This window comes from Laceyella sacchari (assembly GCF_004343255.1).
Classification (GTDB): domain Bacteria; phylum Bacillota; class Bacilli; order Thermoactinomycetales; family Thermoactinomycetaceae; genus Laceyella; species Laceyella sacchari.
Window position 1 is genome coordinate 357983 of record NZ_SMDD01000001.1, and the last position, 25042, is coordinate 383024.

A 25042-nucleotide genomic window follows, 5' to 3' on the forward strand; every position below is an offset into this window, starting at 1 on the left:
GGATGAACGGACTTGCCTGGAAGCGCAACTTTGTCACGTTGTGGACCGGACAGTTCATCTCCACCGCTGGCTTGACGGTGATGGTGCCCCTGCTCCCCTTTTATCTGGGAGAACTAGGTGGACAAACCGGCGCCCAGCATGGCTGGATGGGGCTATGCTTGGCGGCGCCGGCGCTGACCATGTTTATCTTCTCCCCGCTTTGGGGGCGGATCGGCGATCGGATCGGCCGCAAAATGATGGTGGTTCGGGCTTTGATGGGACTGGCTTTCAGTCTTCTGCTCATGGGGTTTGCGCAGACACCTTTGCAACTCTTTTTATGTCGGCTGTTGCAAGGAGCGTTTGGCGGCGTAGTGGACGCTTCGGCGGCTTTTGCCAGTGCGGAGGCGCCGCAAGGAAAAAACGGGAAAACGCTGGGAAGCTTGCAGGGGGCGACCGCGGCTGGCTCCTTTTTGGGCCCGCTGTTGGGAGGGATTCTGGCCGATACGTTCGGTTATCGCACCCTGTTTGTAGCGATGGCGGCTTTGACAGGTGTCAGCGCTCTGGTAGCGGCTTGGCTCTTGCACGAGAGCAAGGGCGCTTCCACCGCCAGTCAAGCGGAACCACGTCTCCCTCTCTTCTCCGCATTGCGATCGCTTGTGCAGAAGAAAGAAACGCGAGCCTTTATTGTGGCCGGGATTTGCGTGCAATCGGGCATTTACGGTTTGACGGTGATCTTTGCGCCTTATGTGCAAAGCATGACCGATGGAGGGGAGCGCGCCGCGACATGGGTGGGCGTGTTGCAGGCGGTGATGTGGTTGGCGACGATGGTAGCCTCACCGTGGTGGGGGAAACAAAACGATCACAAACCGGTGCGGCTCAACTTTTTTGTCGCTGCGTTGGGTTGCGGGATCAGCATTTGGCTCCAACTGTTACCCACATCTGCGGTCTGGTTGATCCCACTCAGAATGGTACAGGGGCTCTGCTTTGCGGCACTGCTTCCTTCTGTGTATTTTCAAGTGAGCCGTTCATCCCGCCGCCAAGACCAAGGGATGAACATCGGATTGACGAACAGCTGCTTGGTCGGAGGGCAGGTTATGGGCTCTTTGGCCGGTGCCGGACTAACCGGATTTCTATCATTGCCGACGGTGCTTTTTTGTATGGGAAGCCTGTTCGTGTTGGGCGCGTGCGCCGTTGCAAGCGGCAGGCCGACAAACTCGGACCGGACTTTCCATCTGCCCTTTGTATCGCGCAATGATCAGGTAAGCTGATCGCATCATCAATAGAAAGGTAGACGGAGATGGAACCAAATCTGTATCAGATTGCAGAACATCAAACAGTGGAACGCATTTTGAACGCCTTCATCCGGGAACGGGGCGATGCGTCCCTTTTCGCTGAGAGCGATGACGCACTTGTTCGTTGGATGGACGCACAGGAGCCGGGGGCGACGTGGCTGAGTTTGCCTCTGCCGAAACGGCTGGGGAAATTGTTGGGAATCGTTACATATTCATCGGTGTTTGGCCACCACCGGTATGGGAAGCAGTTTTGGATTGCGGACGCAGATCAGCGCGTGACTCCCGTACCATCCGCCACCCAATTAATCACTTGGTTGGTGGAGGAGCTGGCCGGAGAGGATGAGGCGGAGCCTGTTGACGAACTGTTGGCTCAAATTCAAAACAGCATCGAAAAAACGGCTCTCTATCTTGAACACGCGTTGGCACATGGGGTGCGGGACGGGTGGGAATTGCACCCGGAAGAAAGGCTGAAATGGATGGAACAGCGCCTGTTGAGCGGACATCCTTTTCACCCCACGCCCAAAAGCTCAGAAGGGTTCAGTATGGAAGATTTGCGGCGATTCTCCCCGGAATTGCAAGCGTCTTTTCCGTTGCACTTTTTTGCGCTCCACCCGAACTGGATCGATGAAGAGTGGACGGAGGAAATCGCTCCGGCCAAGGCGGCCATCTTGCCGCCGGATGTGGCTGAGCGCACCGCTCGTGCCATTCCGGAGGGCTACCGTCTGTTGCCGATGCATCCATGGCAGGCAGCGTATGTGCGGCGGTTTTTAGCTTGGCGCACGGGACTGGAACAAGGTTTTATTATCGATTTAGGCCAGCTGGGGCCGGAGGTGTATCCTACCTCGTCAGTGCGGACGGTGTGGAGCGCCCGCTATCCTTATTCGTTCAAATTGCCGCTTCATGTGCGTATCACCCATTTTGTGAGGGAAAACACGGCGGAACAAGTGAAGCGATCCCTTGATGCTAGTCGCGTGATGGCCGTGTTGCGCCAGGCGTGGCCACATGCGTCCATGTCCGTATTGGCTGAGGCGGGTGCGATCCGGTTCCACCCTCCGGCAGACTTGGACGGAGAGTATTCACCGGCCAGCTTCAATGTGCTATTGCGGGAAAATCCTGATTTGGCCAAAGGGCGCACGCCGTTGGTGGTGGCTTCCCTGCTGGAATGTTGGCCCAACCAAAGTGAACCGCCACTCTTGCAGGCGATTCGGCAGGCGGGTGGAGTGACGGAAGGGACGATCCCGTCGGAGCATCTGGCAACCTGGCTGAGAAAGTATGTGGAAGTGGTGTTCCTTCCAGCGCTGGATCTGTTTGCCAATGAAGGGGTGAGCCTGGAAGCCCACGTGCAGAATTCATTACTTCATTTGGAACAGGGATGGCCCGATCATTTTTATGTGCGGGATATGGAAGGGGTCAGCATCAACCGGGACTTGGCTGAGGCCAAAGGGTATTACGATGGCGCGATCACTCCAGACAGCCCCGTTCTCTACTCCGGGGAGCAGGCATGGGAGCGACTGCAATATTATCTGATCACCAATCATTTGGGCCATCTTTTGCATGTCATCGCGTACTATGGACGCTGGTGTGAACGAGAAGCATGGGCGGTGGTGCGCGATCGCCTGGAACGGGAGAAAGCGGTTGCTTCCTCGCTTATGCGCCAAGTGCTGGAGCGATTGTTGGGAGCGCCTGCTATTCGGGCCAAAGCGAATCTGCTCAGCCGGTTCCAAAACCGGTCAGACTCGGCCGTTTATCTGGATTTGATCAACCCCATGCACAGCGAGGTGAAGGCGAAATGAAAAATGTATCCTATGCCTGGTTGGACGAAGCGTTGCAATCGCCGCTAGCCACTGAGGTACGCCGCCGCATCTTCCGGCAGCTGGTGGAGTCGCTGGTCTATGAAAAGGTGATTCCCTGCCGTAGCGAACGGTTCCAAGGAGAAGAACAGTTATATGTGATTGAGACAAAGCAGAAAGACGGGCAAGAGGTAAGCTATCAGTTCCGGGGTGTGCGGACAAAAACATTTGGGCGCATCCGCATGACCTCTGGCTCTGTGCGCCGCCGTCTAGGTGAAGAGGAAGCAGAAGCCGTTTCCTTGCGCCAGTTTTTGCTTGATTTGCGCCCGATCTTGAAAGAAGTAGACGAAAGCAAACTGGTGCAATTCATCCGTGAATTGGAACAGACGTGGTTGAAGGACAGTGTGGCCCAATTCGTCCGACATCGGGATGGGTTGGCTTTGGCAGGATCGGATTACAATCTCTTGGAACACCGGATTATGGATGGCCACCCGTATCACCCGTCCTATAAGTCGCGTATCGGATTTGACTTTGATGACAATATGCGGTACGGGCCGGAGTTTGCAGAAGGCATCCGCCTGGTGTGGTTGGCCGTGAAGCGGGAGGAGGCGCTTCTGTCATTTGGAGAGGCTGATCCAGTCCAATTTATGATGGAGCAGGTGGGAGAAGAGCGTTTTGCAGAGATGCAGGCGCAGATCCGGGCCAAAGGGCGGCGACCTGAGGATTACATCATGGTGCCGGTGCATCCGTGGCAATGGGAGAAGCACATTGTGCATCATCTTCAAGATTATCTTGCGGCCGGGTCTATTCTGTATTTGGGCGAATCGGCGGAAGAATACGGGGCACAACAATCCATCCGCACCCTGGCCAACCGGACGCATCCGGAGAAACCATATGTCAAGTTGGCGCTTAGCATTGTAAACACCTCCACCGGGCGAATTTTGGCCCCACACACGGTGCAAAACGCTGCGCCTATCTCCTTGTGGCTGGAAGGGATTGTCAGCAGAGATCCATATTTGCGAGATGAACACCGCTTGATTTTGTTAAAGGAAGTGGCGGGGCTCTCTTATCATCCACCTGCGCCGGAATTGTTGCAGGCTGACACTTATGGTGTGATCGGTTGCATTTGGCGGGAGAGCTTGGAGTCCAAACTCCTTCCAGGTGAACGAGCTATTCCGTTCAACGCGTTGACGGCGTTGGATGTGGACGGCAAACCGTTTATCGATATTTATATTCAGCAGTCCGGACTGGAAGCGTGGGTGAAAAAACTTCTCCACACCAGTGTGTTGCCGTTGGTTCATCTGTTGTATGCCCATGGAATTGCGATGGAATCCCACGCGCAAAACATGGTGCTGGTCTTAAAAGATGGTATGCCGGAGCGGTTGGCCTTAAAGGATTTCCATGACGGCCTTCGCTTTTCGCGCCAGCATTTGACCGAACCCGAGCGGTGTCCCGCATTGCAGGGAACCCCTGAATACCATGCTCGCGTCAACCGCAACTCTTTCATCGAAACAGATGATGTGTTGCAGGTACGAGATTTTATGCTGGATGCCTTTTTCTTCATCAACTTGGGTGAGCTGGCGCTGTTCCTGGACAAGCATTACGGGTTGGCGGAGGAGACGTTCTGGAGCTTGGTTCACCAGACCATTCAAGCGTATATGCAGACGTTTCCTGACCAAGCAGAGCGATACCGCTTGTTTGATCTTTACACAGAGACGATTGAAGTGGAGCAGTTGACCAAAAGACGGCTTTATCCCGACACGGAATTGCGTGTCCACGCTGTGCCCAATCCATTGGCGGACATTCGCCGACAGGAGGAAAACCATGCGATTCATTAACCGCACCAAACAGAAAATCGCTCGTGGCGAGCCCGTGTACGGTTTGTTTTGTTCCAACCCTTCGCCGCTGACTGTGGAGATGATCGCAGCGGCTGGATATGATTTTGTGATCATTGATATGGAGCATACCTTGACCAATCCGGAGACGATTCAACATATGATCCGCGCTGCGGAGGTATTTGAGATTACGCCGTTGGTACGCGTTCTTGAGCGTTCGCCGGGTGTCATCCTGCAAGTGCTTGACGCTGGCGCCCAAGGGGTGGTTGTTCCCCATGTCAGAAACCGGGCGGAACTGATGGAGGCCATGGAAGCCTGTTACTACACGCCCAAAGGCAAGCGCAGTTTGAACGGAGGCAGAAATGCGCGCTTTGGCGCGGATGATCTGCGTGAGGTGATGGAGCGAGCCAACCGGGAAGTGATGTTTGTCCCAATGATTGAAGACAAGGAAGCTTTGGAACACTTGGATGAGATCTTATCAGTGGAAGGCATCGACTTCGTGCTGGAAGGGGCCGCTGATTTGTCGGGTTCTTTGGGAGTGCCGTGGCAAACTCGGCATCCAGAGGTGAAGGAAGCATTGCGGACATTGCATGAACGGGCCGTTCACCACGGGGTTCCGTATGGTGCCATACCAAGGAACAAGGCTGACCGGCAGAGATGGTGGGACAAAGGGGTTCGCGTGTTCGTAGTGGGCGACGACCGTGGGATCTTTTACCGGGCTTTGAAAGCGCAGCTCAGTGAATATGTTGATTAAGTGCAGGTGGAAAAGCAATGAATAAGCAGATGGAAGCGATTCTCACGCAGCTGAAAGAGACCAGCGGCCAACCGGTGTGCGCGTATGTGTATGACTTGGATCGTTTGCGGGCGCATGTGAGCGGGGTGGTATCCCAACTCCCTGAACGATGTGAGATGTATTATGCGATGAAAGCCAATTCCGAACGCCCTATTTTGGAGGAGTTGGCGCCATTGGTACGGGGGTTTGAAGTAGCATCGGCTGGTGAAGTGAAAAAGGCACGACAAGTGGACGGCCAGATTCCAATCATCTTCGGCGGGCCGGGCAAGACGGACACAGAGTTGGTGGAGGCGATACAAGCTGGCGTGAAGTTGATCCATGTGGAGAGCATGCATGAGCTGATGCGTTTGGATCATCTGGCGGGACAGATGGATGCGACCGTGTCTATCTTATTACGGATCAACTTGGCGGGCCCGTTTCCAGACGCGGCCACATTGCATATGGCTGGCCGCCCTACCCAATTTGGGATCAATGAGCGTGAAGTGCCGGAGATCATGAAACAGTTGGCCCGGTGTAAGCATGTGCGGCTGGAAGGGTTCCACTTCCATTCCATCTCCAATCACTTGCATGAATCGAATCATATCTCCCTGTTGCGCATCTATGTGCAAAAGGCCAAACAGTGGGCAGGCGAATACGGACTGGAGATCACGAGGTTGAATGTGGGTGGCGGCATCGGGGTCAACTACCAAGCGTTGGAAGAGCAATTCGATTGGTCTTTGTTCGCGTCGCTATTGGCAGAGTTCGTAGAGCGCGAAGTGCCTGGAAATTGGAAGTTGATGTTTGAGTGCGGGCGGTTTTTGACGGCTTCCTGTGGTTATTATGTGACTGAAGTGCTGGATTTGAAAGAAAACCATGGCGAACGTTACGCTGTCGTCCGCGGGGGGACGCATCACTTCCGTTTACCTTCGTCCTGGCAGCATAATCATCCCTTTGAGATCGTGCCTGTGGAGCAGTGGGCATACCCATTTGCCAGAAAGGAGTGGGAAGCGGTGGATGTGACGGTGGTAGGCCAATTGTGTACGCCTAAAGATGTGATGGCCAGAAAAGTGCCAGTGGGCCGCATCCGGATTGGGGATTGGATCGCATTTCAATATACGGGTGCTTATAGTTGGTCGATTTCCCACCACGATTTCCTCAGCCATCCCCATCCCGCTCATGTCTGGGTTCGTCCGTCAGTGAACAAGTGGAGCGTGACGGGAAAGGTGGGGGAAGCATGGACATCATAGCCGCGTTAGAGCGCATTCCTATCCAAGATTTGCATCTTCATGAAGCACATGAACCGGGTCGGTTACAAAAGACATGCGACAGCATCCGCCAAGAAGGGATGCTGCGCCATCCTATTCTGGCCACTCCGATGGACGGGGGATACCTGGTCTTGGACGGGGCACACCGCTTGGCTTCGTTGCGCCGTCTCGGTTGTGTTTATGCACCGGTGCAAATCATCGGGCAGGAGCATCTTTCCCTTTCCGCATGGGATCATGTGGTACCTGACGGAGAGTGGCTCGATGACTGGATGAACGAGGCCAAGGTGCGATGCGTGCCGGAAACGGAAGCGGCCAACGAGGAAGTGGTGGTCACGCTGATTCGCCAGCGCAAGCCTTATGCCCTGTTGTTGCCTGAGGGTGAGAATGCGGCGGGGAAGCGTTTGTCCCTGTGGCGAAGCTTGGTGGAAAACTACAGCCGCCGGTTTAAAGTGATCCGTTTGCCTTACGGAACAGGGGTGCATCAAGATGAAAAGATGGTTTGCATACGGCATGTCGTCTGTGATCTGAAAGACGTGATGAAAACGGTGATGCGTAAAGAAGTGTATCCGGCCGGGGTTACCCGCTTCTTGATCGAAGGGCGCCTGCTGAACTTATGCATTCCGCTTGCGCTCATGGCCGATGATCCGTTTGCGCAACGCGCTTGGGAGCATGCTTTGGCTCATTGGCGTTCGCATTTGCGCTGTTACACGGAGAAGGTGTATCTCTGTGAGGCTTCTGCCAGTGCATTGTTGATGGGAGAGAAAGCTGGGCAGGCGCCAAATGTGGTTGGTGACGTTGCTCCCATCCTGTCCGCAAATTGAGGACGGGACGAAACAATGTGGCTTTTGAGGGCAACGATGAGAAAAACCCTGCGGCATAGGTGGCCGTAGGGTTTTTTGGTTGTGCAGGATCAAACCGACTTCATGCTCCCTGGTTGAATCACTTTGTCAATGATTCCATATTGCAAGGCTTCATCTGCGGTCATGTAGTTGTCGCGATCGGTGTCCCGTTCGATTTCTTCAAGTGTCTTGCCGCAACGCTCGGCATAAATTCCGTTGAGCACAGTCCGACTGTGCAAGATGTGTTTGGCCCGAATTTCAATGTCAGACGCCGGCCCTTGAATTTGTTGCACCCAAGGCTGATGGATCATGATTTCGGTGTGAGGCAAAGCCATCCGTTTCCCCGGTGCCCCGCCGACCAAAATGGTTGAGCCCATTGAGGCGGCGAATCCGATAGCGATGGTGGATACATCCGGTTTGATGTATTGCATTGTGTCATAGATAGCGAGGCCGGCTGAGACGGAACCGCCGGGGGAGTTGATATACATGTGGATGTCTTTGTCAGGGTCTTCGGCGGCTAGAAACAGCAATTGGGCAATGACGGTATTGGCCAATGCATCATCAATGACTGACCCGATGAATACAATCCGGTCTTTTAACATCCGCGAATAAATGTCATATGACCGCTCTCCCACATTCGTCTGTTCAACCACATATGGAATGTGCATGATTTTCCCGCCTTTCTAAGCATGGGGATGGCATGGAATGATATCCATGCGGAGTTTGTCGGTACGATGGCGCTTTAAGCTGCGGACAGCATCGCGCGGGGGGAGGCGGAAGTATGCACGCCCCCAAACCCAGAAGAGATGATGCGGATGGTAGCGACAGCATCTGCTTGCCGAATGGTTCGCTCTTCGTGGAGCACTTCTCTTTGGATAGGAAAGGGGACGACTTGTTGCCCGTTGGTGCCGGTTGCGCGAGATTCCCAAACGATGGTTGCGTCACTCTTTTCTTCCGCTTGGCGCGGAGATGTTTGCTCCTGTGTTTTATTCACTTTTATCACTCCCGGGGTCAAGGTCGGGGTACACCGCCAGCAACACTTGGTAAGGGTGGGAACCCGACGCTTTGGTCTGGTATTTGCTGATCAATTGCTTGACCAGCTCCACATAATCTTGCACAAACTGTTGCCGTTCCGCTTCGTCTTGCAAATAGACTTGCATGTGCATGGAGGCGCTGGGGACGGTTTCATCTTGGTCAACTTGCTCCATCAAGGCCAAAGCATCTTTTTTGATGCGCTCCGAAGTGTGGATCAAATGAAGCAGGGAACTTTGGTCTTTCATTTTTTTTAGGGTGTTTTTTCCATAGGACAATGCTTCGGACAATATAAAGGTGCGGGCTATGCTTTGATAAAGCACTTCCACCAAATTGCGCACCTGCCGGGTGCCCATGCGTTGAACCAACCCGACTTTTTCCAGTGCTTTCAAGTGATAATTGATGCGTTGTGGCGTTTCGCGGAGAAGCTTTGCCACCTCTGTCGCGGATGCAGGTTCCTTCAGATGAGACAGGATTTCGGCTCGCAGTGGGTTCATCAGAGCGGAGGCTTGCTCAGGAGATTCAACTACATAGGTTTCGCGAATTGGTTGTTTCAAAATGACCACCATCTCAATGATGCGGTTGCGGATGTTGTGATAAATGTGTGCAATGTTTGGAATTATTGTATAATAAAACTGTACAGTCTAGTTTGATTGGAGGTGCCTCATGGAACGTCCACTCAGTCCGCGCGCCCAAGCAAAGAAAAAGCAGATTTGTGAAGCGGCCAAAAAGCTGTTTTTGGAGTCAGGCTTTGCTGCCACAAGCATGGATGCCGTCAGCAGAGAAGCGGGTGTCTCTAAGCAGACGCTATACGGTTATTATGACGGCAAAGAGGCATTGCTCGTCGATGTGTTAGAGCAACTTATTCAAAATCTGGCGCAGGAGCGATTCTTTGCGCTGCCAGAGCCATTGGCGGATCGTACGCAACTTCGGGAAGCATTGAAACAGATCGCCGAAGCAGTGGTGACCAGTCTGATGCAGGTTGAGTATTTGGCGCTGGTGCGGGTAATCATTTCCGAATCCCCACGGTTTCCACGATTGGGCCAACTGTTTCGAACCACGGTACCTGAGCAGATGTTGAAGCGGGTTTCTAGCTTGATGCGGCAAGCGCAGGAGCGGGGCTTGGCCCAATTTCCTGATGCTGAGAGTGCGGCGCGGATGTTCGTCGGTCCCTTACTTACGTATGTGTTGCTTGATGGGCTGTTTACGCCTGCTACTCAGCCACAGGCCCCATCACCGCAACAGATCGAAGCGGTTGTCGATTTGGCGATGAAAGCGATGGCGGTGGAATCTGTCTAAAGGGAAAGAGCGCTACCGTCTGATTTATTTTCACCCAAAGAGAGGATGAGGGGAATGGCAGAAGCGGTATCTGCACATGTCACCGAGGTACTGGTTGTCGGTGCTGGCCCTACTGGTTTGACGTTAGCCAATGAACTGGCTCGGCAAGGGGTGCACTGCCGGATCATTGATCGCGCCCTGACGCCGTCCATTCATTCCAAAGCGCTGGGTGTGGTACCCAGGACATTGGAGATACTTGAGAAGTTTGGCATAAGCCAATCGCTTGTGGATCAAGGGAACAAAGTGAGAGGGGTAAATCTGTTTAGTCGGGAAAAACGCCTTGTTCATCTGGAGTTGGCGCCGCTTTTTCACAGTGAATACCCGTTTCTGTTGATTGTGCCGCAGTCGGTGACAGAAATCGCACTGTTGGAGCGATTGGCTCGGTGGGGAACGAGGGTAGAGCGCGGAGTTGAACTGGTGTCGTTGGCCGCGGAAGGAGAGCATGTGGAGGTCACGTTGCGATCGGGAAACGGTAAGGAGGAGCGAGTGATCGCCAATTGGGTGATTGGTTGTGATGGTGCGCATAGTACGGTGCGCCACCAGTTAGGTATGTCGTTTGATGGGCGTGCTTTCGCGCGCCGGTTTGCCTTGGCCGATGTTGGTCTGGATGTTGATCTGCCCCGGGATGAATTACATGCCTTTTGGGTAAAAGGGGGATTTGTCGGCATTTTCCCGATGCGAGAGGAGAGTCGGTACCGCCTGGTGTTCGACCTGCCATCAGCGGAGGAAGAGGTGACTTTGTCGGAGGTGGAACATGCTTTAGCGCGATGTGGCCTCGGGCGGGCGCGGGTGTTTGAACCCACATGGCTGTCGCGGTTTAGTATCAATCAACGGAAAACGAAACATTATCGCCAAGGACGGGTGTTTTTGGCTGGAGATGCGGCCCACATCCACTCGCCGATCGGTGGGCAAGGGATGAATACAGGCATCCAAGACGCCTTTAATTTGGCTTGGAAACTGGCGATGGTGGTGAAAAAAGAGGCACCAGCGTCATTATTGGACAGTTATGAGGCGGAGCGGGAGCCGATCGGCAAACGGATTGTGCAGTTGACGGCCTTGGCGACGCGCGCGATGCTTATTCAAAACCCCGTGGCCAGGGGGATACGCGACCGGTTGGTACCGCTTGTAGCTGCCAGTCGAAAGCGGCAAGAGAAGATGGCAAACGGGCTGGCGCAACTTTCCCACTCTTACCGAAACAGTCCGATCGTACGCGACCAACGGCCAGGCCGAAGTGAAGGCAGCCTGAGAGCCGGAGATCGCTTGCCTGCCGGGTGGCTGAATGCGAATGGTGTGCAGGTACGCCTCTGGGATCTCTTGCATGATACCGGTCACACTCTTCTCTTGTTTCAAGGGAATCAATCGGGAGATGTACTGGTGAAGCAGTGGGGGGAATTGAAGAGAAACATAGTGGACCGCTATGGGGACAAGATTCGTGTGCAGGTGATTGGCTGGGATGGCTCAAGCTCATGCACCGTACACGATGGCGGAGGCGTGATCCACGCCATGGCTGGTCTGGAGCAAGGGGGTGCACTGTTGATCCGCCCCGATGGGCATATCGCCTTGGCTGTGGGGCCGTCTCCGGAGCGCGTTTGGGATGACGTGGCACAGTGGGTTGTGCCGACAGGGATGGAATAAGGAAAGCCCGCCTTCTGACGAGATGGGAAGGCGGGCTTGTTTGCATCAATAATATGGAGAGATCATCAGATAGACGAGCACGCCGGTGATGCTCACATATAACCAAATCGGCATGGTGTAGCGGGCGATTTTGCGGTGTTTTTCTACATCCATCTTATAACCGAACACCGCTGTGTACAGTGCCAAGAACACGGTTGGCGCGGCCAGCACGATATGGCTGATCAGCACGATGTAATAGATCACCTTGATTACGCCTTCGCCGCCAAAGGGGGTTGATTCGGCGTTGAGATGATAAAACACATAAGTGATCAAAAACAAGAAAGTGCTGGTGAACGCCGCGAAGATGAAGCGACGATGCATGGTGATGTTTTTCCGTTTGATGAAGATCAGCGCCCCCAACAGAAACAACGTGGTGAAGCTGTTGAAGACGGCGTTAAGCGCGGGCAAAAACGTCAAATCCAAATGGGAGAGCCCTTCATACTTAGGCATAAAAAAAAGCAGGGCAATGACGGAATTGAGCAGGATGGTAATGCCGACAATCCAGGGGGTGTATTTGTCTGTTTTCACTTTCATTTTACTTCCCACCAATCTGTGCGTGCGATATAAGAATAAATTTGTAGACGAAAGCGACTCCCTGGCAGCTAGGCTGTGGCAGGGGTTCGCTTGGTCATGCGTCATTTTGGTTGATGTATGCGCTTGGCTCAGCTTCCGACTAACACGAATACTCTCATTGGCTATTTTAGAGATTCGATTTGGGATAGTCAATGAAGCCGATGGTTACGTGACAGGGACGTACCATCTGGTCATTGCGTTTGTTCATCAATTCGTCACAATGATATTGGCATTTGTACAATTTTTTCTGTTGTTTTTTATCCATGCGCGGGTATGATGGCAGGGAAATAACCAAGTCGCGGAAAAAGACCTTGTCCGTCGCAAAAGGGGGAAGGGGAAGTTGAAGAACACCTCACTGCGCCTCCGGTTTTTGCTCACTTTCACATCCATATTCATCCTTTCCCTGGTACTACTCGTGTCCGGCATCTTGGTGAGCATGGTGGCGCTGGCCGGGGACATCACCGGTGTAAGCCATTTTTACACCCACTACATCGCGCAAAAACCGCTCAGCGCCCAAGAGGAAAATCTATATCTTGACTTAAAATACATGGCCAAGAAACAGCCGGATCTGCTCGAAAAAAAGCAGGTATGGCACAATCTGGAGAAAGAGCGGCTGGCTTCGGTGAAGATGGCTTTGGTTGTACGCAAAGGGCAAACCGTTTTGTATCAGTCGCCCACATTGAAAGACAAACAGGTCGCCCAGGTCTTGCCGCCATACGAACCGGCCAATCTTAAGGTGCGCGATACCTTGGAAGTGAACGGGCAATATTATTCATTTATCAAATTTGATTATGATTGTCCTGATCAAGGCGATGGCAGTTTGTATCTACTGAAAAAGGTTAATCCTTTCACCGAATTGGTTCGCAAATGCCTGCCATTCTTTTTGGTGATGTTGCTGATTTTGTTTGTCGGTAGCAATGGGTATGTGTATTACCTGGTTTCCCGCAGTGTCATCCGTCCGCTCAATCATTTGGAGCAGGCTGCCAACCGGATCAAGGAAGGGGAATTGGACTTTCGCATCGCGCCCATGGCCCGGGACGAGATTGGCAGGGTGGCCAGCGTTTTTGAAGAGATGAGATCCAAACTCAAAGATTCAGTCGAACAACAAGTGCAGACTGAGCAAAGCCGTAAGGAAATGGTTTCGTCCATTTCTCACGATTTGAAAACCCCCATCACCTCCATCATCGGCTATGTGGAAGGCATTCGAGACGGAGTGGCCAATTCGCCTGACAAAGTGGAACAATATTTGGCGACGATTGCCTCCAAGGCGCGCTACATGGATCGCATGATTGATGAATTGGCGTTGTTCTCCAAATTGGATTTGAAGCAAGCTCCGTTTTCGTTTCAATCGATTCATCTGCAAGCGTATTTGCGGGATGTGCTGGAAGAACGGGCGGTTGATTTGGTCAAAGCGGGGTTTGTGGTGCGCCATGACTGGCCGTCGGAACCCATCTACGTGTGGGCCGATCCGGAAAAACTAGCCCGGGTGTTGGGCAATGTGCTGGACAACAGTGTGAAGTACGGGGACAAAGAAGAGAAGTGGTTGGCCATCAACGTCACTTGTGGTGACGGCAAGGCGACCATTGAAATGAAGGACAATGGCGCGGGCATCGAGCTGCTTAGTCTGTCTCGGGTGTTTGAACGCTTTTATCGTGCTGAGCCTTCCCGTAGCTCCCAGACAGGGGGGAGCGGATTGGGATTGGCGATCGCCAAACAGATCGTGGAGGGGCATGGCGGGCGGATTTGGGCTGTGAGTGAAAAATCCAAGGGAACAAGCATTTTCTTCACCCTACCGATGGCAGGTGAACATGGTGAAACGAGTGTTAATCATTGAAGATGACACCAGCATTGCGCAATTGCAAAAAGATTATTTAGAGGTGAACGGCTTTCAGGTGGAGGTGGAGCATTCGGGGCACAAGGGGTTGCAGGCCGCACTACGCGCCGATTATGACTTGATCGTGCTGGATTTGATGTTGCCCAACATTGACGGATTTGAAGTGTGCCGTCGGATTCGAGCGGAAAAAGACGTTTGCATCTTGTTGGTGACCGCTCGCAATGAGGATATCGACAAGATTAAAGGGTTCAGCCTCGGTGCCGACGATTATATTACCAAGCCGTTTAGCCCCGGTGAGTTTGTCGCCAGGGTGAAAGCGCATCTGGCGCGTTATGAACGCCTTTTGGCAAAACGGGAAGAACAGCAGCAGGAGATTCACCTGCACGATGTGGTCATCAACCAATCCTCACACCGCGTCCATGTCAGGGGGCGGGAAGTGTTTCTGACGAGTAAAGAATTTGAGCTGTTGTGCTTCTTTGCCAACCATCCCAACCAGGTGTTTAGCAAAGAAAATTTGTTTGATCGGCTGTGGGGCGTGGATGCGACTGCTGATCTGTCCACCGTGACGGTGCACGTGCACCGATTGCGTGAAAAAATTGAAGCCAACCCTTCCCGCCCGCAGTTGATTGAAACCGTGTGGGGGGCCGGTTACCGTTTGAACGTCTGACCAACACAGCCCTTGCGTTTGGTATCGATATCGGCGCAAGGGCTGTTTTGCGCATGGGCACCACTCCTTGCCTATCACACGGGACAGGCTGTTTGAAAGGCAAATGAAGTGGGAACTGAACCTAGTACAGAGGTTCAGCCGATGCGGTTGTGCGTCTGTTAAGCGAGCGGCAGGTGGGATGGATGGTTGGCTGTTCAAAGAAGCGGAAAGGAGTGAACACCGCCGATGGCGACCACAAAAAGCAGACAACGTGAGGGTGATTTTATCGAGCGGTCTGTATATTGTGAAAGCGAGTATGACCGATTGCAGGAGGTGCTGATGTGTCCGCCTGCTTATATGTCCATTAAAGAAGTGATCAATCATACGCAACAACATTATTTCCGGGAAAACATTGATGTGGCGCGGGCAACCGAACAATTTAACGAATTTATTGAATTTTTGGTTAATATGTCCATCCGGGTGGAGTTGTTGTCGCCTGTACCCACCCTTCCTGAACAAGTGTTTACTCGGGATATCGGCGTGGTGATTGGAAATCGCCTTATTTTGTCAAGGATGGAGCAATCCATTCGGCGGGGGGAGGAGAAAGCGTTAGAAGCTTGGCTTCGCAAACAAGCCATCCCATTTACCAAAGTACAGAGTGGAAGCTTGGAAGGGGGAGACATTATGATAGACGGCCACCAGATCTGGGTTGGCGTTGGCAATCGCACGTCCCCTGAGGTGGTGGACGAGTTGCAGGCATGGTTTCCCCACCACCAGGTTTCGACTATTGCCGTGCGACCACGGTATCTGCATTTGGACTGCATTTTGAATGTGGTTGCACCTGGGGTGGCATTGGTGTATGTGGATGCCTTTGATATCGAGTCCTTGGCAACGTTGCGCCGGTTTTATCGATTGATCGAGGTGACTGAAGAAGAGCAGTTTCGGCTGGCGACCAATGTGCTGTCGCTAGGTGAGGGACGTATCATCAGCTTGCCGCAAAACAGACGTGTCAATGAAGAGTTGGGGAAAGCAGGGTTGGAAGTGTATGAAATCGACATCACGGAAATTACGAAATCGGGTGGTTCGTTTCGGTGTATCACCTTTCCTTTGCGCCGCGGCGGGGTTTTTGTCGGTGACTGACGGTTATGCCATAATATGAGTGCGCGCGGGAGCCAGTTCGCTAAACAGCTGAGCCAAGCGCGAAGAACCACGCTAACGGAGGTGAGCGGGATTGCCAACCGCTATTCCTGACCACTTGGCTCCCAATTTGGATATTTTGTTCGTCGGATTCAACCCCAGTCTTAAATCGGGGGAAACCGGGCATCATTATGCGAATCCGCACAACCGATTTTGGAAAATCTTACACTTGTCGGGATTAACCCCGCGGTTGTACCGTGCGGAAGAAGACAGGGAGTTGTTAAAGCTGGGTTATGGCTTTACCAACATCGTTGAGCGTCCGACCCAGCGGGCGGACCAGATTACGAAAGAGGAATACCGTGTCGGGCGACTTCGGCTGATGCAGAAGATTGCGGACTGGCGCCCTCGAGTGGTCTGCTTCGTGGGCAAAGGCGTGTACCTCCAATATAGCGGCAAGAAAAGCGCCGCATGGGGATTGCAGGAATCATCCGTCATTCCAGGGGTGCAGGAGTTTGTGGCCCCTTCTTCCAGCGGGTTGGTCCGCATGAAGTTGGATGAGATCGTGGCCATTTATGCTGAATTGGCGCGGTTGATCAAGACTCAATAAAAAATCCGCTGAACGCGCAATAAGTCAGGCGCCACAGCAGATGACATAGGGATGAACGGCGGCGATATCACGCCTCCCGCATGCTGGAGTAACGCTATCGCCCCGTTCATCAATTTCCGTCTCTCTCTTTGTACCACTATACCCCGAGCGGAAGCGGTCAAGCAAAACGCTGTATAAGTAATTGTAAGTGAAATTATAATATATTTGACCATATAACTTAAATATGCTTATATTTACGTAAGAATACTGATCGAGCGGGAGGATTTCATGTACCAAGAAGAAAGATTGGTCGCCATCATGCGGTATCTCAAAGAACATCAGCGCATGAGTGTGCAGGAGATTTGTGAACGGTTTGGTGTATCACGCGATACGGCCCGCCGCGATTTGGTGAAATTAAGCGAACAAAACGCCATCATCCGGACACGGGGTGGAGCAGTATTACCCGTGTTGCAAAAGGAGATCGAAAGCTACAAGGAACGGCTCGATTTGAAGAGTGAAATGAAGAGTAGGATCGGGGCAGAGGCGGCCCGCCACATCAAAGATGGGGATGTGGTGCTGATGGATACCTCCACCACCGTGCAACACGCCGCTCAAGCGTTGCAGGCGGAAGAGGTGACCGTGGTGACCAATTCCATTGACATCGCCGATATTCTATCGACGAAAGAGCGAGTGACCGTTCATTTGCTCGGGGGAGTGTTCCATGCGCACAGCCGCTATTTGTACGGGGTGGGCACGGTAAAAAAGTTGCAGGAATACCATGTTAACAAGTGTTTTATGGGAGGGGGCGGAGTGGCCGAGGACGGCATTTATTTTCCGAGTGAAGATGATGGGCAAGTGGTGCGGCAAATGATTGCTCAGTCAGAACAAGTGATTGTGTTGGTGGATCGCACCAAGTTTAACAAAAAACTATTTTTCAAAGTGTGCCCGTTGGAACAAATCGATGTCCTGATTGCCGACGATGTGCCCGAGGAGTGGCAGGAGAGATTGGCGCAGGCGGAGGTGGAAGTGATAAGGGTGATGCCGGGTGCGTGGAGCTAAGAGAAATAGGTGCGGAAAAAACGGATCTGCGGCTCTGCTTCCCGTTGCTTCACTTGTACCAAGGCAGCGCGGTAAAACGGGTAACCCGCCAGATGGGGGCCTTCGGGGTTTAGATATCTCCGCCGGTAGGTGACGGCATTGACATCCTCTACCAAAACCAATCCGCGTGCCTCCAGATAAGCAGGCAACTGTTCGGGAAGCATCCCAAATGTCCACGGTTCCCCGATACGTTCCAACAACCGGTGGATGCGCCGTGTTTTTTTGTCTGCTGCCAACTGCTTGATGGCGTGTTGGTGCACATAGGTGAACAGCAGAAAACTGCCGGGCGCGGTGGTGCTGATAAAGCGCAGAGTGCTGTCAACCGCTTGTTCAGTCAGGTATTGGGTCACGCCTTCCCAGATAAAAAAAGCGGGTTGGGATGGATCGAAGCCGGCGGCGCTCAAGGTTCGTTCCAATTGCTGCACATTGAGGTCGGTTTCGACAAACGTCACGCTTGTGGGCAATTGGCCGAGCAAGCCGGCCAGCTTTTTTCGCTTGGCGGAGAGCGTGTGCGGTTGATCCACTTCAAACACCCGCACGTTTCGCATGCGCGGGATGCGGTAAGCACGGCTATCGAAGCCAGATCCTAAGATCACCACTTGGTTTATGCCCTGTTCCAAGGCATGGGTCAGGTGATCATCAATCAAGCGGGTGCGAGCCACCCCTGAGGTTCGAGCACCGGGGCCAAAGCGATCCAGCAACATCGGCACAATTCTGCCAATGAAGGGTAGGCGGGCAAACTGGGTGGCCGCTTGCAAAGGGGTGCAAATAAACCGCACAGCAAAAGGGTCTTCAAACAGACGGCGCTCTTTAGGGAAGCTTTTTTCCAATGCGCGGAACCAAGCGGCAAATTCAGCAGTCCAACTGGCCTGCCCTGACTGGCGCCTTTCGTTGGTCGATCGGATCATGAAAGTGAACTCACCTCTAAGCACCGATATTTCTTTCTATATATTCGATATTTCTATGGATATGTCTCTTTCATTTTGACAAAAGGCAACCAGCCGTCCGGAATGAAGCGGGCGGCTGGTTGTTGTGTGGTGATGGACAAGCCTCATCGCAACCCGTACTTTTTCATTTTGTTGTAGAGCGTTCCCCGGGAGATGCCTAACAACTTGGCGGCAGCCGCTTTGTTCCCATAAGTGGTGCGTAGTGCATTTTGTATCGCGTGATATTCGGAGATTTCTTCCCCCATGCCGCTGGGGAGAGTAGGGGGGAGTGGTGCTTCAGCATGGAGACGGGGTACTTGCACGGCGGTTGGCAAATGCTCACGGCTGATCGGTCCATCTTCGGTCAGGATTACCAGCCGTTCGATGATGTTACGAAGCTCACGGATATTTCCGGGCCAATTGTAGTTCATTAAGGTAACCAGTACTTCCGGGCTGAATTCAGGATTGGGCTTGCCGTATTGCACAGCGATTTCCCTGGCGAACAATTGGATTAATTCGGGAATGTCCTCGATCCGATCGCGGAGGGGAGGCACTTCGATTGACACCACATTGAGGCGGTAGAAGAGATCTTCACGAAAAGCGCCCGCGTTGACGCGCTCTTCCAAATTCCGGTTGGTGGCGGCGATGATGCGGATGTCCACTTTGACGGGTTCGGTTCCTCCCACGCGGTAAAATTGTTTCTCTTGTAACACGCGCAACAATTTTACTTGCATATCCAAGGGAAGTTCGCCGATCTCATCCAAAAACAGGGTTCCTTTATGTGCCAACTCCAGCTTGCCCGCTTTTCCTGTTCGATCCGCGCCTGTGAAGGCGCCCCCCTGGTAGCCGAACAGCTCGCTTTCAAATAGGGAAGCCGGGATCGCTCCGCAATTGATGGCGACAAAGGGGTGTTTGGCCCGTTGGCTACCATGATGAATGGCATGGGCGAACAACTCTTTGCCGACCCCCGATTCGCCGGTGATGAGCACGGTCGCGTCGGTTGGTGCGACGCGGCGAGCCACTTGCACCGCTTGCAAAATGGCCGGGCCGTTTCCTTTGATGCGGTGGAAAGGGTCCGGGGCAGAGGCCAGTTGGCTGATTTTTTCTTCCAGAGTGTGGAGCTGGGAAGTGGTGGAAAACAATTCATTCCCCAAGCGGACCAATTTGGTCACATCCTGTTCGCAAGAAATGGCTCCGATCATGGTGCCGTTTCGGAAAATAGGGGATGTGTTCACCAAGACGTACACGCCGGGGCGTGGTTCATGGTAGGCCTCCTGAATTGGTTGCCCTTCTTCCAACATGCGTGAAATCATGAGGGAATTCCAGCTGAAGTCCGATATGTTTTTGCCGACGATCTTTGCCGCGGGAATGTCATACAGCTGTTCTGCGGCTTTGTTCCAGTGAAGCACCGTCCCGTCTGTGTCGACAATGGTGATCGCTTCGCTGACCATGTCCAACAAGGTGTTTAAAATCGTTTCCGCGTGTAACAATGGCGTTTCCTCCTACCCAGTGCCGGGTTGATAATCATGAACAAAAGTGTAATCGATTAAACATAGATGTGCAAGTGATTGAACACCTTTGTGTACATTTAGTGAATAAATGGCCGCCAAATCCTGTGAAAATAAGTTGGTATGATTTTTGCTAGATTGTTTATTACTAAAACAGGAAAGGCACAAGGGGAGATTATGATGGAACAATTGATGCGGGATATGTTTTTATTCTTGTCAAAAAACAAAGTAGCCAATAAAGCGGCTAAAAAATGGGGGCTTCGGTTTGGGGCGAACCGATTCGTGGCCGGTGAAACCATCAAAGCGGCGATCTCCACAGTCAAAGAGCTGAATGAAAAAGGCATTGTTGCGACGTTGGACCATTTAGGCGAATTCGTATTTAGTGAAGAAGAAGCGATCGAATCGGCTGATTATTGCATCCGTACTTTGGAAGCGATTGCAGAAGCGGGTGTAAAGTCCAATCTGTCATTAAAAATGACGCAGTTGGGTTTGGACATTTCGAAAGAACTGTGCATGAAAAACATGCGCCGCATTCTTGATTGCGCCAAACGCCTCAACAACTTTGTGCGGATCGACATGGAAGATTACGAACACAATCAAATCACCATGGACATTTTTAGTGAGTTGCGGGAAGAATACGGTGAAACCGTAGGCTTGGTCGTGCAAGCATATCTGTACAAAGTAGAGCAGGATATCGATGAGTTGAACAAGTTCAAGCCAAACCTGCGCTTGGTGAAAGGTGCGTACAAAGAATCGCCAGAAGTGGCTTTCCCGGCCAAAGAAGATGTGGACCGCAATTTCATCAAGATCATCGAGAAACACCTTCTTTACGGGAACTACGCAGCCATCGCCACACATGATGATAACGTGATTGAACACGTCAAAAAGTTTGTGAAAGAGCACCATATCCCCTTCTCGCAGTTTGAATTCCAAATGCTGTATGGCATCCGGGTGCAAAGACAGCTGGAACTCGCTAGAGAAGGATACACGATGCGGGTGTATGTGCCTTATGGCAACGATTGGTACGGCTACTTCATGCGCCGCTTGGCCGAGCGTCCGGCCAATGTCGCGTTTGTGTTGAAGTCGATGTTCAAAAAATAAGATTCCGTTTTACTGACCGGCTTTCGGACGTTTGTCTGTGGGCCGGTTTTTTGATGGATAACCTTTCCGTGAGCGGCTGGGAAATGGGTTTGGTACCCGCCCCTCGCTCTTCACCCCAAAAGCTAGCCTCTCTTATTCTCGCTACTACTATAACGCCGTCAATTTTTCGAGATAGTCGGGATAAAGTTCATCGAATTTGTGAGACATGTCCTGCAACATCTGATGCATTAGATCAAATGTCAGGGGTTCATGCAGAGGATGGCAGACATCCAACGCTTCAAAGTGATAATTGTGTAGAATGTCCCACACTTCCAGATGAACTTGGTTTTCCATGACGACGAAAAAGAGTTTTAGATCAATCCGATCTTTAAAGACAACACCTAGTACCTTCATGTAGGTCTCCTCCTAAGATGCGTAACAACGATGATAATGACCTATGGTGCGTGTTACGATAGTCGATGCCCATTCCAAGCGCGGCCACTGGTTAGGGTGTGTCTGGCAGATCAAGTTAGTGGGAAGAAGCGGTGCAAAAACCTTTTCCATCAGACACGCCCTAGTCCCATCCGGACAGCGCCGGATGCATTGCTGAAAATGGAATGGACATTGGTTGATATGAATAAACCAACTCTATCATAGCAGGTTTGCGCATCAAATGGGTGACGTTGGCAGGATGTTGAAGGAAAACGGCTTGAGTTTATACATGTTGTCTAATGTAATCGTTTTCCTTTGGTTTTATACTTTATTTTATCATACTGAATGTAAAGGTGATGGCGATGATCATTGGTGTACCTAAAGAAATAAAAAACAACGAAAACCGGGTTGGTTTGACCCCGGGCGGCGTAGCAGCCTTTATCGGCCAAGGGCATGAAGTGTGGGTGGAAACAGGCGCTGGTCTGGGAAGCGGATTCAGTGATGAAGCGTACAAGGAAGCGGGTGCGAAAATCGTTTCCAGCGCCAAAGAGGCATGGTCGGCCGATATGGTGATGAAAGTGAAAGAGCCGTTGAAGGAAGAGTACGGTTATTTCCGTGAAGGCCTCATTCTTTACACATACCTGCACCTGGCGGCGGAACCGGAGTTGACGAAAGCGCTGATCGACAACAAAGTGGCGGCGATCGCTTATGAAACGATCCAACTGGACAACGGTTCATTGCCACTGTTGACTCCGATGAGTGAAGTGGCAGGACGGATGTCGATCCAAATCGGTGCCCAATTCCTGGAGAAAGCGAAAGGCGGCAAAGGGGTTCTGCTCGGTGGCGTGCCCGGCGTGTTGCCTGCGGAAGTCGTGATTGTCGGTGGCGGTATTGTAGGTACAAACGCCGCAAAAATGGCAGTGGGCCTTGGCGCAAGTGTAACCATTCTCGACATCAGCGCCGATCGTCTGCGCCAATTGGACGATCTGTTCCAAGGACGGGTTAAAACATTGATGTCCAATTCTTACAACTTGGCCAATGCAGTCAAAAAAGCGGATCTGCTGATCGGCGCCGTGCTGATCCCTGGTGCGCGCGCACCGCGGTTGGTGACGGAAGACATGGTGAAAAGCATGGAAGAAGGATCGGTGATCGTGGACGTGGCCATCGACCAAGGTGGTTCCATTGAAACGGTTGACCGCATCACCACACACAGCAACCCAACTTATGTAAAACACGGCGTCTTGCATTATGCAGTGGCCAACATCCCGGGATCGGTCGCTCGTACTTCCACGCTGGCCCTGACCAACGTAACGGTACCATACGGATTGCAGCTTGCTAATAAAGGGGTAGTACAGGCGGTTTCCGAAAACAAAGCCCTCGCCAAAGGGGTAAACACGCTGGATGGTGTGTTGACTTGCCGCGCGGTAGCGGAAGCTCATGGACTGCCTTTCCAAGAGTTGGCAGAAGTCCTGCGCAAAGAATCCGTCGTTCATTAATAAAAACCGATTCACTCCTAAAACACCACACGCAGATAAACAAGAGAGGTGGCGAACATGCCGCCTCTCTTGTTTTTTTGTGATTTGCTGGTGTGCGGCTCTGCTATAAGAGAAGCGATGGGAAAAGGTGATGGAGTTATTAGTCATCACTATCATTTCACAGCAAAGTTCTTTACAATAGGATTATTGGGTTTATGACGGAAATAATCAGTGGCAAGGGGGTGAGATAAGATGAATATCCTTGATTCTTTCACCGTAGCAGAAATGTTAAAACGCCCCTTGTTTCAAAAGGCAAAGGTTATTGCCGGGCAAGGCGGGTTGAACCGCGCCGTTCGCTGGGTTCATGTGCTGGAGATCCTTGACGGCTCTTCCTATGTCAAAGGCGGGGAGTTGGTGCTGATGACCGGGGTAGGGATAGGTGAGGAGAAAGAGCTGAAGCTGGATTATGTCCGTGAGCTCGTTGAAAGCAAAGTGGCCGCATTGTCGATTGAGATGGTACACCAATTCGTCGTCATTCCGGAGGCGGTCAAGCGCTTTGCCGATGAAAGCCAGTTTCCCATCATCATCTTTGAGGAGCCGGTCTCATTCGTGGAGATCACGCAGGACATCCACACTTGGCTGATCGCGCGGCATCAAGACCAGCTGTTGTCGTTGGAGCGCATCTCGACCCAATTTTTGCAATTGACTTTGCAACCGCAGGGGTTGAGAAAAATCCTGCAACTCCTGCACAAGGAAACCGGCTTTGTGGTCTGGATTGAAGATTATCTGGGCAAGACGTTCATCTACCCCGAGACGGAAACGCCGATGAAGAAGAACGCGCTTCGTCGCCCAATCACGGTGTTAGAAGTGAACATCGGCGAACTTTACATCAAAACCACCCGCAAGCTGACGGAGTATTTGAACCTGATCATCGATCGTGTGATGATCGCCATCGCCCAAGAGTATTTGCGCCAATTTTTGTCCGAAGAGTGGGAGCTGGAAGAAGGCAAGCGGTGGATGGTCGATTTGGTAGGCGGCAAGCGGGGCGAGGTGCCGTCGAGCCTGCTCGGGGTGTTTGAGAAACGGAAAAATTGCGTGCTGTGTGCGCTGAGCCAAGACGAGTGGACGTTTGCGGATGAGAGCGGACTGGGGCGAGTGTTTTTGGTGCAGCTGATCCGTATGATGCAACATGTGTTTGAGCAGAAAGGGATCAAAGTCTGGGTGGCTCCGGTGGAGAACCGCTTGGCGATCATCCTCGCCGAACAGCAAACATTTGCTGCTGATCCCTTTATCGCTCGTGTTGACAAAGGGTTTGACATGCTGTTCGCACAATTCTGTCGACTTCATCCGCGCTTGACGACCCGATGGAAAGTGGGGGTCAGCCATCGGCTTGACCATCTTGACCGGATGGCTAAAGCGTGGGAAGAAGCCTGTCTGGCTTTGTCCATGGACGAAGTGCCTCGGGATGATCTCCAGGATGAGGAGGATGGGAGCGCCGTCATGGGTACGCATACGCTGATCCATTATGAGAAGTTGCGGGCGTGGCAACTGTTTTTGCATATGGACACGGCGGCAGTGCAATCTTTTGTCGACCTTCACTTGGGCCCATTGTTGCAATACGACGCCAGAAACAAGACGAACTTGGTGCGCACCTTGGAAGTGTACTTTCAAACTGGCCTGCAAAAACAGCAGACGGCCAAATCTTTGTTCATCCACAGGCAAACCTTGTACTACCGCCTGGAACAAATCGCTGCCATGCTGGGGGATGATTGGGAAGCACCCGCCCGACGCCTCGCGTTGGAAACGGCCGTCTCCGGCTATCGATTCTTGTCAGCGCGCCAAAAGAAAAGAGACTGGTAGTGGCGGCCGCGCATTAACATGGTTTTTCTGCTGCTTTTACGCGTCAACCTGAGTTGCCAGGCACGACCTTT

General features: G+C 52.3%; 23 protein-coding genes. 16 read left to right on the forward strand and 7 right to left on the reverse strand.

Annotated elements, in window-relative coordinates; genetic code table 11:
• Positions 1-2: 2 nt before the first annotated feature.
• From EDC32_RS01735 to EDC32_RS01760, 6 genes are read left to right on the forward strand one after another with little or no spacing between them, the layout of a single operon-like run.
• Positions 3-1247 carry an MFS transporter gene (locus tag EDC32_RS01735; protein WP_158283185.1) on the forward strand — a complete coding sequence of 415 codons (1245 nt, stop codon included), beginning with the start codon at positions 3-5 and terminating at the stop codon, positions 1245-1247.
• Positions 1248-1276: 29 nt separating this feature from the next.
• Positions 1277-3064, forward strand: a complete 1788-nt coding sequence (locus tag EDC32_RS01740) for an IucA/IucC family protein (RefSeq protein ID WP_132219785.1) — start codon at positions 1277-1279, stop codon at positions 3062-3064.
• A complete protein-coding gene (locus tag EDC32_RS01745; RefSeq protein WP_132219786.1) occupies positions 3061-4899 on the forward strand; it encodes an IucA/IucC family protein in 1839 nt (612 codons plus the stop codon). The genes EDC32_RS01740 and EDC32_RS01745 overlap by 4 nt, the downstream gene beginning before the upstream one ends.
• Positions 4886-5650 carry an HpcH/HpaI aldolase family protein gene (locus EDC32_RS01750; protein WP_132219787.1) on the forward strand — a complete coding sequence of 255 codons (765 nt, stop codon included), beginning with the start codon at positions 4886-4888 and terminating at the stop codon, positions 5648-5650. Before EDC32_RS01745 ends, EDC32_RS01750 begins: the two co-directional genes overlap by 14 nt.
• A 29-nt stretch (positions 5651-5679) precedes the next feature.
• Positions 5680-6915 (forward strand): type III PLP-dependent enzyme, encoded by a 1236-nt coding sequence (locus EDC32_RS01755; protein ID WP_132220881.1) that lies wholly within the window; start codon positions 5680-5682, stop codon positions 6913-6915.
• The gene (locus tag EDC32_RS01760) at positions 6903-7754 is read left to right on the forward strand and encodes a ParB N-terminal domain-containing protein (RefSeq protein ID WP_132219788.1); all 852 of its coding nucleotides are present in this window, start codon (positions 6903-6905) and stop codon (positions 7752-7754) included. The genes EDC32_RS01755 and EDC32_RS01760 overlap by 13 nt, the downstream gene beginning before the upstream one ends.
• Before the next feature lie 89 nt (positions 7755-7843).
• Here the strand turns inward: EDC32_RS01760 and EDC32_RS01765 are convergent, their stop codons facing one another.
• The 3 genes from EDC32_RS01765 to EDC32_RS01775 form a co-directional block, all read right to left on the reverse strand.
• A complete protein-coding gene (locus EDC32_RS01765) occupies positions 7844-8440 on the reverse strand; it encodes an ATP-dependent Clp protease proteolytic subunit (protein ID WP_170176046.1) in 597 nt (198 codons plus the stop codon).
• Positions 8441-8514: 74 nt separating this feature from the next.
• Positions 8515-8766, reverse strand: coding sequence for a hypothetical protein (locus EDC32_RS01770; protein WP_132219790.1), 252 nt, complete (start codon positions 8764-8766; stop codon positions 8515-8517).
• Entirely contained in the window at positions 8759-9370 is a 612-nt protein-coding gene (locus EDC32_RS01775; RefSeq protein ID WP_425460152.1) for a winged helix-turn-helix domain-containing protein, read from the reverse strand. Before EDC32_RS01775 ends, EDC32_RS01770 begins: the two co-directional genes overlap by 8 nt.
• A gap of 100 nt (positions 9371-9470) precedes the next feature.
• Between EDC32_RS01775 and EDC32_RS01780 the strand changes: the two genes are divergently transcribed.
• Positions 9471-10103: a TetR/AcrR family transcriptional regulator gene (locus tag EDC32_RS01780; protein ID WP_132219792.1), complete on the forward strand. Its 633-nt coding sequence runs from the start codon at positions 9471-9473 to the stop codon at positions 10101-10103.
• Positions 10104-10157: 54 nt separating this feature from the next.
• Complete coding sequence (locus EDC32_RS01785; RefSeq protein WP_158283186.1) at positions 10158-11777, forward strand: FAD-dependent monooxygenase; 1620 nt, start codon at positions 10158-10160, stop codon at positions 11775-11777.
• Positions 11778-11822: 45 nt separating this feature from the next.
• Here the strand turns inward: EDC32_RS01785 and EDC32_RS01790 are convergent, their stop codons facing one another.
• Positions 11823-12350, reverse strand: a complete 528-nt coding sequence (locus tag EDC32_RS01790; protein WP_132219794.1) for a DUF420 domain-containing protein — start codon at positions 12348-12350, stop codon at positions 11823-11825.
• 379 nt (positions 12351-12729) lie between these two features.
• On the opposite strand from EDC32_RS01790, the gene EDC32_RS01795 reads away from it, so the two are divergent.
• The 5 genes from EDC32_RS01795 to EDC32_RS01815 all read left to right on the forward strand — a co-directional run bounded on the left by EDC32_RS01795 (position 12730) and on the right by EDC32_RS01815 (position 17651).
• On the forward strand, positions 12730-14223 hold the full coding sequence (locus tag EDC32_RS01795; protein ID WP_246026817.1) for a sensor histidine kinase: 1494 nt from the start codon (positions 12730-12732) through the stop codon (positions 14221-14223).
• Positions 14201-14890: a response regulator transcription factor gene (locus tag EDC32_RS01800; protein ID WP_132219795.1), complete on the forward strand. Its 690-nt coding sequence runs from the start codon at positions 14201-14203 to the stop codon at positions 14888-14890. The genes EDC32_RS01795 and EDC32_RS01800 overlap by 23 nt, the downstream gene beginning before the upstream one ends.
• Before the next feature lie 225 nt (positions 14891-15115).
• On the forward strand, positions 15116-16009 hold the full coding sequence (locus EDC32_RS01805) for a dimethylarginine dimethylaminohydrolase family protein (protein ID WP_132219796.1): 894 nt from the start codon (positions 15116-15118) through the stop codon (positions 16007-16009).
• Positions 16010-16100: 91 nt separating this feature from the next.
• Positions 16101-16613: a mismatch-specific DNA-glycosylase gene (locus tag EDC32_RS01810; protein WP_132219797.1), complete on the forward strand. Its 513-nt coding sequence runs from the start codon at positions 16101-16103 to the stop codon at positions 16611-16613.
• A 267-nt stretch (positions 16614-16880) separates the two neighbouring features.
• Positions 16881-17651, forward strand: coding sequence for a DeoR/GlpR family DNA-binding transcription regulator (locus EDC32_RS01815; RefSeq protein ID WP_132219798.1), 771 nt, complete (start codon positions 16881-16883; stop codon positions 17649-17651).
• On the opposite strand, the gene EDC32_RS01820 is transcribed toward EDC32_RS01815, so the two are convergent.
• Together EDC32_RS01820 and EDC32_RS01825 are read right to left on the reverse strand one after the other, a co-directional pair.
• Positions 17648-18598, reverse strand: coding sequence for a class I SAM-dependent methyltransferase (locus EDC32_RS01820; RefSeq protein WP_022738339.1), 951 nt, complete (start codon positions 18596-18598; stop codon positions 17648-17650). The two genes, EDC32_RS01815 and EDC32_RS01820, sit on opposite strands and share 4 nt — an antisense overlap.
• Positions 18599-18741: 143 nt before the next feature.
• Entirely contained in the window at positions 18742-20106 is a 1365-nt protein-coding gene (locus EDC32_RS01825) for a sigma-54 interaction domain-containing protein (protein WP_246026818.1), read from the reverse strand.
• 198 nt (positions 20107-20304) lie between these two features.
• On the opposite strand from EDC32_RS01825, the gene EDC32_RS01830 reads away from it, so the two are divergent.
• Positions 20305-21225, forward strand: coding sequence for a proline dehydrogenase family protein (locus tag EDC32_RS01830; protein ID WP_022738341.1), 921 nt, complete (start codon positions 20305-20307; stop codon positions 21223-21225).
• Positions 21226-21372: 147 nt separating this feature from the next.
• On the opposite strand, the gene EDC32_RS01835 is transcribed toward EDC32_RS01830, so the two are convergent.
• Positions 21373-21618: a hypothetical protein gene (locus EDC32_RS01835; protein WP_022738343.1), complete on the reverse strand. Its 246-nt coding sequence runs from the start codon at positions 21616-21618 to the stop codon at positions 21373-21375.
• Between the two features lie 380 nt (positions 21619-21998).
• Between EDC32_RS01835 and ald the strand changes: the two genes are divergently transcribed.
• Positions 21999-23132: an alanine dehydrogenase gene (gene ald, locus EDC32_RS01840; RefSeq protein WP_022738344.1), complete on the forward strand. Its 1134-nt coding sequence runs from the start codon at positions 21999-22001 to the stop codon at positions 23130-23132.
• Positions 23133-23363: 231 nt separating this feature from the next.
• On the forward strand, positions 23364-24971 hold the full coding sequence (locus EDC32_RS01845) for a PucR family transcriptional regulator (protein WP_022738345.1): 1608 nt from the start codon (positions 23364-23366) through the stop codon (positions 24969-24971).
• The last annotated feature ends 71 nt before the right edge of the window (positions 24972-25042 follow it).